7 protein-coding genes are annotated in these 16,285 nt (G+C 43.1%); all 7 read right to left on the reverse strand.

The annotated features are described in order from the left end of the window. Positions 1 to 32: 32 nt before the first annotated feature. Positions 33 to 2,240, reverse strand: coding sequence for a beta-galactosidase (locus B2746_RS19020; protein ID WP_290797535.1), 2,208 nt, complete (start codon positions 2,238 to 2,240; stop codon positions 33 to 35). 55 nt (positions 2,241 to 2,295) lie between these two features. Next, positions 2,296 to 2,889 carry an RNA polymerase sigma factor gene (locus tag B2746_RS19025; RefSeq protein WP_290797538.1) on the reverse strand — a complete coding sequence of 198 codons (594 nt, stop codon included), beginning with the start codon at positions 2,887 to 2,889 and terminating at the stop codon, positions 2,296 to 2,298. Between the two features lie 191 nt (positions 2,890 to 3,080). Next, positions 3,081 to 8,891 carry a DUF3320 domain-containing protein gene (locus tag B2746_RS19030; protein ID WP_290797541.1) on the reverse strand — a complete coding sequence of 1,937 codons (5,811 nt, stop codon included), beginning with the start codon at positions 8,889 to 8,891 and terminating at the stop codon, positions 3,081 to 3,083. A gap of 90 nt (positions 8,892 to 8,981) precedes the next feature. Further along, positions 8,982 to 9,329 carry a helix-turn-helix domain-containing protein gene (locus B2746_RS19035; protein WP_290797546.1) on the reverse strand — a complete coding sequence of 116 codons (348 nt, stop codon included), beginning with the start codon at positions 9,327 to 9,329 and terminating at the stop codon, positions 8,982 to 8,984. A 3-nt stretch (positions 9,330 to 9,332) separates the two neighbouring features. Beyond that, positions 9,333 to 11,216 (reverse strand): family 43 glycosylhydrolase, encoded by a 1,884-nt coding sequence (locus B2746_RS19040; protein WP_290797549.1) that lies wholly within the window; start codon positions 11,214 to 11,216, stop codon positions 9,333 to 9,335. 67 nt (positions 11,217 to 11,283) lie between these two features. Next, the gene (locus B2746_RS19045) at positions 11,284 to 12,903 is read right to left on the reverse strand and encodes a RagB/SusD family nutrient uptake outer membrane protein (RefSeq protein ID WP_290797552.1); all 1,620 of its coding nucleotides are present in this window, start codon (positions 12,901 to 12,903) and stop codon (positions 11,284 to 11,286) included. Positions 12,904 to 12,921: 18 nt separating this feature from the next. Continuing rightward, a complete protein-coding gene (locus tag B2746_RS19050; RefSeq protein WP_290797555.1) occupies positions 12,922 to 16,215 on the reverse strand; it encodes a SusC/RagA family TonB-linked outer membrane protein in 3,294 nt (1,097 codons plus the stop codon). Positions 16,216 to 16,285: the final 70 nt, after the last annotated feature.

The following is a 16,285-nucleotide window of genomic DNA, read 5'->3' on the forward strand; positions in this document are numbered from 1 at the left end:
TATAACTAAGACAATACAGCCAAATCAAAGGGCTAGTCTTTTTTAAAAAAAACAGGAAAAAAATATTCGGGTTGTACATCAAACAGAGTAACCTGCCCTGTTTTACCGGCAGGCGTATTTTCCTGACCTTTAATTTTAATCGTTAAGGATTTTTCAGGCGGCATTGCCTTAAGGTAAAATTTCCATTCCTGACCATGGTTAAGGTGATCACTAATTAGTGAGTCTTTATAATAAAGCACACCAGAATCGCCTAGGTATTTAAGCGTTACCAACCAGTCAGAAATGCCCAGCCGCAATTTGCCGGGAGTTGAAAACACCACTTCATTGGAACCAGTTCCTGTATGCTTTATGGAATGACGGATGACTGGTTGAACTTGGCTGAATTCATCAAATCCGTTCTTTGATTTTACCCGGAACCCTGGAAAGTTGACAATGGAACTGATCTGCCCTGCCGGAATTACAGAGATTTTAAGCAGCGGATTATTTACCTGCCGCCATTCTAAACCGCGTTCATTTTCCTGAAGATTGGCGGATGATATCAGAAGTAATTCTTTACCTGCTTTATTTACCCTCCAACTCTGAAGGGCCTGATCTCCTGATAACAGAACAAGTTCCAATTGATTATTATTAATTGATTGGAGAAGCCTGGATTCCCCGGGTTTCAAAATCAATTCCTGTGTTGCATTTCTTGTTTTGCTATCCAGTTTAAACCGGGCTTCCACACCAGGCAAGGCCGAAAAAACGAGGGTAGTTCGATTCCCATTTTCTAATCGGGCCAATGGCTGTGCTGTAGCATACTTTATTAGTATTCCACCAGCTGCTAAATTAAACGGCAGAATTGGCGACGTTTGCCCCTTTAAAAGAAAGGGAGGAAACTGGATGGTTTCATCTTTAAGTTTAACTGACAGATTAACCTTTTTATCAGGCATAGATACCCGAACCTGTGCATTACAAAAAAATACGAAACCACTGTTATTGTTTTCCCTGGCAACGTATCGTACAGATTGGGAATCCAATTCATTTCGAACCGGATTTTTTGGTTCGATTACCCGCATTGCCGCCAGATCTGAACCAAAATCCCGTAAAAAATGATGTATAATTTTAAGATTATGGTAGGATGGTCTTACTACTCCAAACTCGCCAACAGGTGATTGAAAATCATAGCTTTCAGGGTGTCCGGGTTCTTTCAATCCGGGCGTTTGTGTACCGCCGTGAAACATATAATACCCAATGAGATTCATACCTCTTCCAAGCTGATTCTGCAAATGCGCCTCCACAATATGTGGCTCCACAGTAAACCGGTTGGCATAGGTCATCTGGCTTCCACATCCCTGCTCACAAAGTCCGCGTGGAAAAAGGCTTACATCATAATAGAGCCTACCCAACGCATCACTCATTATCCATTGATCATTTCCATAGAGAAAATCTTTCGTAGCCTTTCCTCCGTTTTTTTCCCAGCCGCGATAAGGATAAGAACCCTGCAATGGAATAACCTCCAGTTCCTTGTCTCTGAAAATGGTATTGGCTGTGATGGACCAATAAACCGGTTGTATACCTGCTCTGGATGCAATTTTTTTAAGTTCATGAATATGATCGGGATCACCGGAAGCATATTCATTTTCTAACTGCACTCCAATAACAGGCCCTCCATCTTTAAAGAAAAGCCCTTTCGCTTGTTTTCCAATTTCAACAAATAAACCCTGCGCTGCTTTTAAATAGACCGGATCATTGGATCGTTTGCCTTTCATTTGATGAATCCATTCAGGGTGCCCGCCATTCAACTGTTCACCATGGCACCAGGGACCAATTCTCAGCCAGACGTATACTCCATTTTTCTGGCAAAGCCTTATAAATTCGCGCAGATTCCGGCGTTTTGTCCAGTCAAAAACGCCTTGTCGGATTTCATGTTCGTTCCAGAAAACATAGGTTGCTATGATACTTAAGCCGCCTGCTTTCATTTTCCGTATTGCCTGTTCCCAATCATTTTCCGGAACTCTGGTATAATGAATTTCACCCATAACTGGAAGCCAGGGTTTTCCATTCTTTAGGAAATACAGGTTATTAACAGCTAATTTTTCACCATTCGGTGCACTTCCTTCAAATGGCAATAAATGAACGGGCATAGTAGTAACAGTTTCAGTGACATCAATCAGACAGTGCTTCAATTGAGCATTGAGCAGATTAAGGGAACCAAAAATGCCATAACAGCAAAGAAAAAAACATTGAATATATGATCGCACAGGTTTTGAATTGTACCAAAAAGACAATTCAAATGCGCAAAAGGGCTATGATCCATCAATAAAATAAATACCAGAAAGAAAATAAGAGGAGCGATGATATATACCCTTTTAAGTACGTCTTAATTGAAAACAACGCCGCTTTCATATGATTCTTTACTGTATTCAGACTGATACCCAGATTATGAGCAATCTCTTCGTGCTTTAGTCCATCTTTCCGACTGAGAAGGAACACTTTTTTTTGCTGAGGAGGTAATTGATTAACGGCTTCTTCATACAGCCGATCATATTCCTTTCCCAGCATAATTTCCTCTGTACTGTTGGTGACAACTGGGTGAAGCTGGTAAATTTTCTTTAGATTTTTTTGCTCTAATGCGTTGCGTTTCAAATAATTGTACACCTGATTTCGAATTAGCACAGTTAGCCATGCTTCAAAATTATCAAGTTTTTTCAACTCGGCTCTTTTGATCCAGATTTTTGTAAAAAGTTCCTGGGACAGGTCTTCGGCTTGTTGGGTTGAGCGGGTTAAAAAATAGCTGTAGGAGTAGACTTTCTGGATATACCTGTTATATAACTGTTGAAACGCAATAAGATCACCTTCGGCTACTGCCAGTATCAGATCGGACAGGCTATTTTTTTCGGCGGTCAGCATGCAGTCGTCAGGTGTTAATAATCGTTTGTCTAAAAAATGGCTAAATAAAAGTACCATCAAGTATAGGATCCGACTACTCACTAATTCTCTAATATCTGTTTAAAATTCACTTACACTAAGATCAATCGGATCTGTCAGACAGGTGTTAGGACTCTGATCTAACATATATCTGATACTTCCCTAACAGTGTTCTAACACCTGTCTGACGTCTTTATGCGTTCCCCGTCTTCAACGGCATAACCAAATTCGATAGCACGCTGGATACCGCTGTCGATAACCGTTTCAACGAGTGTGCCGAGTCGCGAATAACCAAATAAACGGGCAGTTTCCTTTAGGAGATCTGTACGCAGCAGACTTACCTGATTCAACAGGATCTCCCTAACCCCTACCGCTATTTCTTCAGGCGAAATATCTTCAGCCGAACGTTTGAATTCATCCAACTTAGCAATCCGGTAGGAAGTCAGTTCCCGTCGCCCATCCACCCAGAAAAATATATTATACCCTTCATCCACCACCTGGCAACCTGTCAATTGAATCAGCTGCTCCAGATGAGCATTGATCCTTGTTCCCATGCGGGAGATACCCCAGGCATTCAGCATCCGTTTATATAACAAGGATTTACTGATAGGAGCTTCCAATTCCAGGATATCTCTTAACTGAACCAAAATAAAACCCTGATTCGTTTCATAGGTAAATTCATCTGAATAGGTATCTGTTTTTCTTCTTAAAATAGCAGGACGATAGGCTGCCTTAAAAGAAATGGTTTTTCGAACTGTTGGAATAAACTCCGGGGGTGGATCATTTGGAATTTCCAGTTCAACTTCCAATTGCTTCACTGATCCATTTTGCCTGATCTCTTCCAAAACAGTCAGTAGTCTTGCTAAAACCCGATCCGGCATTTCCCACCATTCGGTTGACCATAACTTAAAAACATTCCATCCCAAACCTTTCAAAACATCTATCTGTACAATCTCCCTGTCCCGATTGGTACCTGCCTGATAATAATTTTTCCCATCCGTTACTATTCCGAGTAAATAATGGTGTTCGTTCTGCGGATCCACCACTGCGATATCAATTTTATAACTCGATGTTCCTACATGCGTGTGAACCATATAGCCATGCTGTCTCAATGCAAGTGCAACCACTTCTTCAAAACTATCTTCATTCCTTTTGGGATGTATGGTATTTACAGCCAGAGACATTTTCCCTTTTTCAGCATAAGAAAGAAAGGCTTTCAGATTTGAAACACCTTCCGAAGCAGTCCGTCGCAAATCAATCTGATCAGATCGTAGCGAGGAGAAAACCAACATCTCCTCACGGGCTCTGGATACTGCCACATTTAATCTCCTCCAGCCTCCCTCTCTGTTAATGGGGCCAAAATTCAGACTTATTTTCCCTTCTGCATCCGGACCATAACAGGTAGAAAACAGAATGATATCTCGTTCATCTCCCTGCACATTCTCCAGGTTTTTGATAAAAAGCGGTTCTTCGGATTCCATAGCCAGTTTTTCAAGATCCGGCCTGGTTGACAACAACTTGTCCAGCTGATCATTAATCAAAATTTGCTGTGTTGAACTAAAGGTTACAATCCCGATACTTTTTTTTGAACTAACCGGATCGGATAACCGACGAATCACCTCATTTACGACCGCCTCTGCCTCCATTTTATTTTGTCGGGTATTGGATCGGTCATAAATTCCTTCTACCGGAATATAGTTAACCCTCGACTGAATATCATCCGGTGAAGGAAAAGTCAGCAACCTGTTTTCATAATAATGAGCATTACTGAAGGCAATCAGGCTTTCATGTTTACTCCTGTAATGCCATAATAAGTATTGAGAAGGCATTGACAAAGCCAGACAATCATCCAGAATACTTTCCAGATCTTCCTTTTCAATATTCTCTTCATCAATCTGATTGGTACTGAAAAAATTGGTTGGCGGCATCTGTTTGGGATCTCCAACCACGATCACTTTTTTCGCCCTTGCTATTGCGCCGATCGCTTCACAGGTGGGCAATTGCGATGCCTCATCAAACAGTACCAAATCAAATTCAATTTTACCCAGTTCAAGATATTGCGCCACTGAAATTGGACTCATCAACATACAAGGCTTTAATTTAGGAAGTAAGCCGGGTATTAACTCAACTAATTTCCGGATGGACATTCCCCTTCCATTACTTCTTAATGCTCTTTGAAGAATCCCAATTTCAGAACTTTGTGCTGCTTCCTTTTCAAACGCGGGAATGGAGGCTGACAGACGAGCCTGTAGTTCTTCTCTTGTTAATTCCTGAAACAGGTTGCTTATTTCGCGGAATTTCCGCACCTTCTGATCAAACAATTCTCCATTAAAACTCACGAGTACCTGAGATTGATCTATCACCCATTCTGCAGCAGAACGAACCCATCCCTTTTTGAATTGTAGCAATAGATCTTGGGTTTCAACTAAACCGGTTTCATATGCCTGAATCAGGGGCTTTAATCCCGCCTGTTTAGCCCTGGCACGAACCTCTGTGTAATTGAACCAATCTTTCAGTTTATTGCTGTGAAAAAGCCACTTGGTACAAAGCGCATGCAGGTTTTCTTTCCAATCCAGGTTAGATCGCGCTTCCTTTTCCCAATCAAAGCCAAGCAATGATTTAGAATTATCCAGAGCTGCAAACAAATCATTTAAAATTCGTCGGTAATTTTTCAAACTGGCAGCATGCAAATCAATATAATATTTGCTGCCCTCAATAAATTTTCCCGCCATTACATTTCTCCATTGACGGATTTCTTCAAGCGGAAGAATACTTGCAATTTCCCGGCCCATAGCCTGCAAATGCGTTATCGAATCCTCCAGATTTTTCCAGTCGGGATGGCCATCATTCCAGGCAAATCCTAGTGTTTCAGACAACCAACCTGCATTTTCTAAAACTTCCTGTTCTTCCTTATAAGCTATGATTTTATGAAGTGTCGAAATAATAGCTTCTTTAGTCAGCTTCCCTGTTTTTGCAAACTGCCGTATAGAACGGGACAGTTTATTTTGTTTTAGCCAGCGGGATAAAAACCAGGAATGTTCAGCCGCGTTCCATTCAGCCAGAAGCCCGACAGCATTAATATCCAACAATCCTTTATTGAAATCTGTCAACAGTTCATTTCGGATTTCGTCTCGCTTTAAACCATGTGGAATCAATCCGATCAATTGCGCCATCCGTTGTTCAAAAGAGTCCGCATTCAGTAGATTGGCCGGTGTATCCGGAAGCTTAAGCAATCCGCTTGTCAGTCTTAATACTGCTTCTTCCTGAGAAAGGGTGGAAATTTTAGTACTCAATCCGGCTAATTCCGCCACTTGTTTGGAAGAAAGCTTAAGCTCTTCCAGCAAAATTTTGATTTTCCCTACCATTACAGTTAATTCCGCTTTTATCTGACTGGTATAGCGGGGAAGTTGAAGTTCAGCCAGTCCGTGATCCTTTGGATGCTGAATAATTGATCCGACATCCTGTAATTCAGCGGCCAAATCCTGCCAATTACTCCATTGATCGGCTGTAGTTCCATTGATTGATTCGGGAGGGAAAAACACCTGGTCTTCCGATTTGGGAAACTGACTGTATTGTGTAAACAAATCGAAAAGCGAAAGCCCAAAACTTTGTTGACGGTGCAGCAGTTCCACATACTGATGCAATTCAGAGCGTAGTTCAAATAGTCGACTGGCATCTCGCTGAAATGATTCCGGAGCACTTTTAATGGCGAGTTCAGTGCTCGCTTTTAACTGGTCCAGCACGGCCGATTTTTTTGCTTTATTGGAGTGCAATTCCAAACAAAACGGACCAATACCAATTGCATTCAGGCGGCTCTCTACCACTTCGAGAGCGGCTTTTTTCGCGGCAACAAAAAGAACCCGTTTTCCACTGTATAATGCATTTGCAATTATATTGGTAATGGTTTGAGATTTACCTGTTCCAGGCGGACCGTGCAAAACAAAACTTCTACCTCTGGCGGATCCGAGTATCGCCTGTAATTGGGATGAGTCGGTTGATATTGGAAGTGCCAGCTCCTCTGGACGCAATTGAGCATCACTGATATCCTCAGGTTTTATGGGAGATTCGGATTCCGTTACCAATCGTCCGGTTAACAGACTTTGCACCAATGGGTTTTTTTGCAGGAGATCGGCATGCTGATGAATATCATGCCATAGAATGAATTTGCTGAAAGAGAAAGTGCCGAGAATAGCGGATTCTTCAATATCCCATCGCGACTTTACCATTACAGCCTGGCGGATAATAGAAAACACTGCCTGTATATTTATGCCTTTTTCGTCGCGTGGCAGTCTATCCATGGAAAGGAAAATACCAAAGTCCTGCCGAAGCATTTCCATAAGTGTAATATTGAGAATAGTTTCTTCTTCGCGACTTCGGATGATGAATCCTTTATGACTGGTTTTTCTGATTATTTCAACCGGCATGAGAAGAATGGGTGCGTAACGGGCTTGTTCGCTTTGCGATGTTTCATACCATCTTAATAAACCTAGTCCCAGATAAAGTGTATTGGCACCATTCTCTTCCATCGAAAGACGGGATGCACGGTATAGGTTGGTTAGGTTAATAGTTAATTCCGGATCAGACAAATAGGCCCTCAGCCGTTTCTGGCCGAATTCTTTTTCAAGCAATTCAGTAATGGGATCTGATTGGTGAAGGGTGCGGTACAAGCCGGCATCTCTTCCTGAATTGTCCCAATCACCGGGTTTAGGTAACACCTGAAACTCTGTATTTTGGGAGAGTTCATCTTCCAGTTGCGAAATATCAGCCGACATTAACTGGATCATGGTTTTGGTGAACCGGATGTTCAACAGGTTATTGCGCAAGCTGAGATCAAGCAGTTTTCGTTCCCATATCTGTTGTTTGGTTACAGTGATTTTGGAGAGGTGGTTAATTGCGGGGCCGGTAACAATATCATCCGGCAGTTGATTAATTCGTAGGCTGATTTGGTCCTCTTGAATTTCCCATCCACCAGAAGTAGCGATGCGAAGTGGGAGTGGACGAATACCGGCGAAACGTGATCGTTTCAGATCAACAAAAAGCTGGAATTCCTCCATTTTTATCATATGTTGTTCTGCCTGCCATACTGCTTTTTCGAAGTCTGATGATTGTCCGGCATTCATGGCAACCGCTTCTACCAAAACGATTTCATTGATTCCGTTCGCCATTCGTTTGGTTAAAAGAGAAGGATCGTCATTAACCGCATCAGCAAATGATTCGTCAATTAACCAGGCACCTGCAAATGCGTGGCCTTTAATAAATACCAGTATTGGATGGAGTCCAATAGCTTCGAGACAGGCAGTATATAAAAGTGAAATATCGAGGCAATTAGCGAGTCTGTCTTTAAAAATCGAATCTGTAAGGCGAATCCGTTGTCCATTTTCTTCAAAGCTGGCTGCAACTGAGCAATAGATGAATTGATATTCTGCAATTGCCTCAAACACGGCGGCCATTTGTTTTCTCACCCGGTTGGGATTTTTCGATTGGTAGGCATCAAAAGACGGGCTGCCGGTCCAGCTTTGGAGAATGATGGCTGCTCTCCTGATAATTGCAGGAATCTGTGGGTGATTTGGTGTGGAAAAAGCGGCAATCAGTTCCGGAAGATGAGTGAGGCCGCTCCAATGATCATATGGTAAAATTGCAATCGGATGGGTTTGGGAAATATGCGGAATCGGTTCAGCTTGCGCAGAAATTTCATTTATTCGCAGGGAAATCTCCAAACACGCGTGCAGACGCTCTGTAAGAGCAGCCAGGAATTTCGTTGAAACAGTTAATGCCAGGTTCTTTAATTCATAGGATTCGCCGGCTTTCAGCGTATCAATAGAGTAGCTAAATGGCTGCGCAAATTCAGGGGAAGGAAGAATAGTTAATTGCAGGTGAGTCCAATCCTGCTCAGACGTATTTGTAAGGGTCAGGCTGCGAATCAAGGGCACTTGGTTCTGTTGTGATGCGAAATTGATGGCAGGTAAAACGGATAATTCCAGCATACGCATAGTTGAGTAACCAAAATACGGAAAAACCCAGATAGACGTCAGACACCAGTTGGAACACCTGTCTGACACTTCTCTAACACTGTACTAACACCTATCTGACACCTGTCTGACGTCCTTCCGGTAAACTGACGGAGGAACACCAAACTGCCGGACAAACTGTATGCGGAAATATTTGATACTGGATATGCCAACCTGATTAGCTGTTTGGTTTACATTGGAATCGGTATAGAGCAAAATATCAGCAGCCCGCTGTAATCGAACCAAGCGGATAAAAGCATTAACCGATAATCCGGAACTAGCCTTAATTCGTTTATACAATCCCGAATGACTCACCCCAATCCGGGTGGCCAACAATTTCACATTGAATTGCTCATCATCGAGGTGCTCTTCAATCACCTGCAAACATCGTTTCACTAATTCCTGTTCACTCATTGTTCAGTTTTTTCGAGCTTTTATCTTTACAGGCGAGATCCCCCGGTGGGTAGGTTTCACCGGAATAATCCCCCCTGCGGCATCAAACGTCAAAACATCCATACAAACCTCCCTGTTATATCCAGCCGACTCCCCCATTGTAATTCCCTTTGGATAATTAAAGCGATGGTACACTATATACCACTCATCTCTTCCAGGTAGCTTAATAACCGAATTATGTCCCGTACCATAAATCCCGGCTGCTGTATCTTTCTGAATCACAAGATTGACAGGAGGCACCTGGATTCCTCCCAGTGGCGATGAAGCTGTCCCATACCGAACCCGGTAATTCGGACTCCGGGTATCATCCTCCGACCACATAAAATAATAGCGGCCTGCCCGATAAAATACATGCGCTCCCTCCCTGAAACTGGCATCAGGAGTCAATATTTTAATCGTCTCCTTTTTCAAGCTCATCATATCATCATTCAATTCTGCTCCTGCCAAATATCCATTCCCCCAGAATAAATAGGTCCGCCCGGTTTGCGGATCTGTAAATACATCCGGATCAATCTGCTGTCCGCCTGTTACCCCTGGAGGAAAAGCATCAATCAGCGCATGCCCCAAATCTTTAAACGGTCCGGCCGGATGATCTGCCATAGCTACCCCAATTTTCTGTGCCGCTGTGAAATAGAAAAAGTATTTATACTCCCCATTGATTTTTTTCTCCAGAATCGAAGGCGCCCAGGCATTGCGCTTGCCCCAACTAACCTGAGTTGGTAAATCCAGTATCACACCCTCTTCTTTCCAATTCACCAGATCAGGGGAAGAAAATGTTTTGAAGGATGTACCCGACCAATTCGTATATCCATCACTGGTAGGATATAGGTAAAACCGCTGCAATTTTTCAGAAAACAGGATGGAAGGGTCGGCATAATAGCCCGGCAGCACCGGATTATTGGTACCCCATTTTGCTTCCAGTCGCAAATATTCTGATTCATTTATTGGCAGTACCGTTCCATGCCGTGGATGAAAGGGAAGTGAAACCGAATCGTCAATCACCCGAAAATTCTCCAGATCTGCCGATTTCGTAAACTGATAGCGACCCTTCGTATAAACATCATACATCAGGATCCATTCCTTACTATGTTTCAATTGGAAAATACCAGATCCCTCCACCGGATCCATTGTCTGATGCAGGTAGCGATCCTCCAACACATACCCTTTTGTCAATTGACCTGACACTGCTTTTTTAATACCCGCACCCTTTCCCTCCGTTTTAAAAAACAAATGAAACCGGCCATCCTTCTCTATTATATCACCATCAATGCAGGCATCATTCGAAGGATGATAAAACAATTGTTCAGGCCTGGTTGCCAGATCGGTAAAGTCCTCATTAGCGTACGCATAATAAATGATATCCGGCCCTGCTCCATGTTTCATCGAAAAATATATCATAAACCTGCCGGCTTTTTTATCATAAATGGTCTGTGGTGCCCAAACCCGCAACAAACTATCATTTCCCGGAAAGCGTTTTTGAATATTTACCACACTGGAAGTCCAATTAAGCAGATCCCCTGATTTTAGCAACACCATCGCCCGGTTACTATTCCAGCCATTTGCTGATACCATATCCGTAACCACCATGTAAAAAGTCTTTCCATCCGGACCGCGGACAATATGCGGATCACGCACGCCCCCGGTTGAACTGATCTTCTCACTGGGAATAACTGCCTGATTCGCATTCAGTGCGCGATATCGGTATCCATCTCTGCTCAATGCAAATCGAATGGCTTCTTCCCCACTGCCATTGCCGGTAAAATAGGTAAAGAGATATCCACCCGATTGAGCATGAATACCAACCGGATAAATCAGCACAGCAAGCAAAGCAATTTTTTTCCAATTCATACGCTCAATTTAAGAATAACCGGGAAGTAGACACTTCCCGGTTCTATGACTGCTTATTAATGAAAAATCAGTATCCGGTATTCTGCTCCAATACCGCATCCTTATTCAGATTGATTTCTGCCTGCGGAATCGGCAACAACAAATGTTTATCCTCAATACCCACCAGCTGGTTAATCGGACTCACCGCGTTTAATCGACGGGTTCTTTCTACCAGGGTTTTCGTCCGCATCAATGTCATCCGTCGATTTTCTTCGCCCACCAATTCACGTACCCGCTCATCCAGAATAAAATCCAAATCAACATCAGCAGCAGTAATTGCAGAAGCATTTGATCGGGCACGCAACAAATTCAAGGTTGTTGCAGCTTCTTCCAGTTTTCCCTGTTTGAACTGTGCTTCTGCTTTAAGCAGATAGGTTTCTCCCAATCGCATCAGGATGATATCCTTTATCATTGCAAATCCAAACTCATCCTTCGGATCAAACTGGAACCACTTGGTGGTATGCGGAGCGACCCGAAATATGGTATCAAATCCTGCATAAGGAACGGGTTGTCCGAAAGTAGCCGGACGAGCAGGGTCATTATAGGTATACCTTCTGCGGAAATTAAAAGAAGAATTCCTCATATCCTGCTCTTCATACAAATTATACACCACCCAGTCATTCAGACGTAACCGGGCCAGCCCTCTGCCCCCGAGCGAATCCGCCAGCTTCATGCCGGTAATCTGATAATAAGCTGCGGTCCATACCCGGCGATGTTGCGGACTATTCGTGATTCCGCCAACAACGGAAGCAGGATGCTCCATTTCCAGTGTCCACAATACTTCCCTGTTTTGCTGTGCTCTGCGTTGTTTGCCATAAATAAACAGATCAGAAAAGGCATCGCCAGGTTGGGTAGTACTTCCAAAACGGGCTGTATTCAAAGAAAACAATCCACTACTGATCACCGCTTCTGCCTGTTGTTCTGCCAGCTCATTTTTATCCATACGCAAATAGGCTTCGGAAAGCAGGTGCATCGCCATGTATTTATGTGCTCTGCCTGCAGGCTTTCCCGCTGAATTGGTTGTAGCACCCAATCCACCCGGATTCGGCAAGTTGGTTCCTGCATAAATAAGATCTGCTTCAATCAATGCATTCACTTCATCCAATGGCGCACGGGTGAAATCCGTTTTTGGCGCAGTAAGCGGCTCAGTTACCAATGGCACCCGTCCAAAACAGGTAGCCAGTACATTATAGGCATAGGCTCTTAAAAAACGGGCTTCTCCATTTATGAAGCCTTTATTCTCTTCTGAAATACCAGACAACGCAGGATCTTCAATATTCTTTATAATGATATTGGCATTATTGATCATGCGATAGGCCCAGCTCCAGGTAAAAGAAGCAGCTGCATCCGTTGATACCAGTAATGGATAGTTGTAGTAAGGAACTTCAATTCCTTCCTGTTGCGCCGCATAGGCAATATCCGTACCGGTTTGCCAAACATTCAGCCAACCCTGACGGTCAGAGGTAGTGTGAAACTGACTGAAATGATTATACATACCTACAAGTGAAGCTTCAAATCCCAATGCATCTTTAAGTGTTGTTGGTGCATAGGATGAATACACTTTTTCATCCAGAAAACTTTTACTGCAGGATGCCGTCAATAAAATTCCTATTAGTCCGGGCAGCAATATGGTTGATAATTTCTTCATGACACTGATTTTTGAACATTAACGAAGGGAGATATTAGCTCCGAATACAAAGGATCGAACTGGCGGATAGTTGTTTACCCAATCTCCTGAACCACGGAAAGTGAAATCCTGTTCCGGATCCCAGCCCTGCCAGGAAGTAAATGTGTGCAGGTTTCTTCCGCTTGCATAAAGTGTCAATCCTGCCAAACGGATTTTACTCAACACTTTCTCCGGCACGGTATAACTGAACGTGATATCCTTAATGCGGGTATAACTTGCATCTTTCGGGTATCCATAACCGCGATTCGCTGCAATTGCACCGGCATTTAAGGATGGCCGGTCATTGATCGGATTGGCCGGTGTCCAGTAATCAACTTCCCGTGGAATATTGATCCGGTGTGCTTCATCCGCAAAAGTCAGGTTAACATTATTACGTAATCCTCCCTGTGATGTCTGAATAAAAATATTAAGGTGAAAATTTTTATAATGAAAGGTATTCGTTAAACCACCGGTCCATTTTGGCAGGCGAGACCCCAGTACACTACGGTCATTTGCATCAATTTTTTTATCGCCGTTGATATCGCGGAATTTGAGGTATCCTGGCTTGGCAGATGGATCCACGCTGGAGGGATCTTCTCCTTCCTGCCAAACACCATCCAATGTATAATCAAAAATCACCCGAAGCGGTTCTCCAATGAACCAGCCATTTCCAATATCACTGATTTCTTTCCCATTCTCATCCAGATTACCATAGAGACTTACGATTTCATTACGATAAGAAGCAAAATTGATGGAAGACTCCCACCTGAAATCGGTGGACTGAATATTCACAGTATTCAACATGAGTTCGATACCGGTATTTTTTGTTTTACCAAGATTATCGAGAATGTTTCCGTAGCCTGTTACAATCGGAATATTTCTTCTTAACAGAATATCAGTGGTATTCGTGTTGAATACATCAATGCTACCATTGATCCGGCTCTTCAGTATGGAGAAATCCACACCAAAGTTCAGTCCCTGAGTTTCCTCCCAGTGCAGGTTCGCATTTCCCAGATTATTTGCCAATACGCCAATTGTACTAACTCCATTGAAAGGAAAGCGATTGGTTCCTGCAGTTGTAACTGTACCATTGATATTGATGGCTTCATTTCCTGTTTTACCATAGGATGCCCGTAATTTCAAACTATTAATCAGGTTTACACCTGTCATGAATTTCTCATTGTGAATATTCCAACCCACTGCCATGGAAGGGAAGAGTCCGTATTTGGAAGTATTCGCACCAAATACAGAAGACCCGTCACGTCTGGCTGTTAGTGTTAGTAAATAGCGGCTGTCATAGGAATAATTGATCCGGCCCATCTGGGAAAGGTTGGATTTTCCATCCTGAAAAGAGCCGGCTGTTTGTGTAGCTCCGGCACCCAGATTGTAAAAAGACAACTGATCGTTTATAAATCCGGTAGCAGAAGCACTGTTCGAGTAATACAATTTTTCCTGTGCACTGTACAAGGCGGTCAGATCCAGATGATGCTGTTCCCAATCACGGGAATAGGAGAGTATATTTTCAATAATCCAGTATTTGGATTCTGAATTGAACGCATTTGCTGTACCCAACTGATTATTGATACTTCTACCTTCATAACCACCTGTTCTGGATGTATTGTACGTATAGGATGCATTGATCCGATATTTTAATCCTTTTACAAAACCCGGACTAACTTCCGCATACGCATTACCGGTAAGGTTATTATTTCGTTCAATGCGATCAGTGGTAGTGCCCAATAAGGGATTCAGATAAAGCAATTCCGGACTCATGGGGAAAAGCGTATACTGGCCATTGGCGTCAAATAGTTGACCATACGGACTCATATTCGTTGCCAGGTAAAAATTTGCTCTTCCACCATCCGTATTGTTATTATTGAAAAAGAAAGAGGTACCTGCTGTTAACCAGTCGGTAATCCGCACATCCAGATTGGAACGGAGGTTGATCCGCTGGTACTGGTAACCAACCACTGCACCTTTTTGTTTCAGGTATTCCCCGGAGATATAATATTTGGCATCTTTGGTTCCACCGGAAATACTAAGATTATGATCAGTTAGCCTTCCGGTTTGAGATACGGCATCCACCCAATCAGTGGTTTTACCAGCATAGTAATTATTCCGTTCGAAAAGGTTTGGTAAAATACTGGTATCGCTCAATCCATTCTGTGCTTTGTAATCGGCCCATTTTTGAACATAGCGCTCGGGACTGCTGGGATTCAAGGTCTTGATAATATTTTCAACACCGGTGTACACATTGTAATTGATCATTGGCTTTCCTGTTGCCCCACGTTTGGTTGTGATCAGGATTACACCATTCGATCCTCTTACCCCATAAATAGCAACAGCCGATGCGTCTTTCAGAATTTCCATCGATGCGATATCATTCGCATTAATATCATTGGTGCTTGCATCCGGTGCCAGCGGAATTCCATCCAGAACAATCAACGGTGAATTATTGGCGGTTATTGAATTGATCCCCCTCACCTGTACATTGGCTGCACGCCCTGGAACTTGTGATGGAGTACTCACATTTACACCAGCAACAGCACCCTGAATAGCCTGCATCACATTGGTAACAGGTAGTTGGGAAAAACGGCTTTTAGGAACAGAAGCTACTGCACCGGTGATATCGGAGCGTTTTTGGGTACCGTATCCAACTACAATCACCTCATTCATCCTCGCAGATGTTTCATCCGTTTGCAGGGTGATATTGAGTTGCTCCTGGGTTCCGACATCAATGGTCTGGCTGGCAAATCCAATAGAAGAAAATGTGATTTTTGCATTTTCAGGTACCGTAATTTCATATTCACCGGCTGCATTAGTGGAGGTTCCGGTGGCTTTTCCGGATACCGTTATACTAACCCCCGCAAGCGGAATTCCCTTTTCGTCGGTTACTTTACCCCGAAGCCGGATATCCTGCTGGACCAGGTCAACGGGCGAAATAACCACCAATGACTCTCCTACCAGCTTGAATTTCAAGCCGGTATTGAGTAAAATTTTCTCCAGTATATCTTTAACCGGAGTGTCTTTTTCTGCCAATGAAAGTGTTTTGCCTTCCGGCAGCATTCCTTCGCTGTACAGAAATCGCAAATTTCCTTTTCGTTCCAGGATGTTCAAAGTCTGTTTAAAGGAAGCATTTCGTACTTCAATACTTACTTTGGTGTTTTGCGAGAACACGTTAGCAGAGACTTTCAGGCAGGCAAGGAACATAAAAATGAATGTCCATTTGCACATAAGCAATAGTGTTTTGGTAAAACCCGGGTAAGGCGGGTAACCGGTTAACGGTTTTTTCATAAATTCACATCATTAGGTTAAACAATCTGGTTAGTGCAGGCATGCCTGCGTTAATCGATTGAACTTCAAA

Source organism: Flavihumibacter sp. UBA7668, assembly GCF_002483205.1.
In the GTDB taxonomy this organism is placed as follows: domain Bacteria; phylum Bacteroidota; class Bacteroidia; order Chitinophagales; family Chitinophagaceae; genus Flavihumibacter.

Excerpts from the sequence above, each read along its gene's own strand:
- B2746_RS19030 (WP_290797541.1), bottom strand. The coding sequence starts at position 8,891 with ATGCTGGAATTATCCGTTTTACCTGCCATCAATTTCGCATCACAACAG.
- B2746_RS19045 (WP_290797552.1), bottom strand. The coding sequence starts at position 12,903 with ATGAAGAAATTATCAACCATATTGCTGCCCGGACTAATAGGAATTTTA.
- B2746_RS19040 (WP_290797549.1), bottom strand. The coding sequence starts at position 11,216 with ATGAATTGGAAAAAAATTGCTTTGCTTGCTGTGCTGATTTATCCGGTT.
- B2746_RS19035 (WP_290797546.1), bottom strand. The coding sequence starts at position 9,329 with ATGAGTGAACAGGAATTAGTGAAACGATGTTTGCAGGTGATTGAAGAG.
- B2746_RS19025 (WP_290797538.1), bottom strand. The coding sequence starts at position 2,889 with ATGCTGACCGCCGAAAAAAATAGCCTGTCCGATCTGATACTGGCAGTA.
- B2746_RS19050 (WP_290797555.1), bottom strand. The coding sequence starts at position 16,215 with ATGAAAAAACCGTTAACCGGTTACCCGCCTTACCCGGGTTTTACCAAA.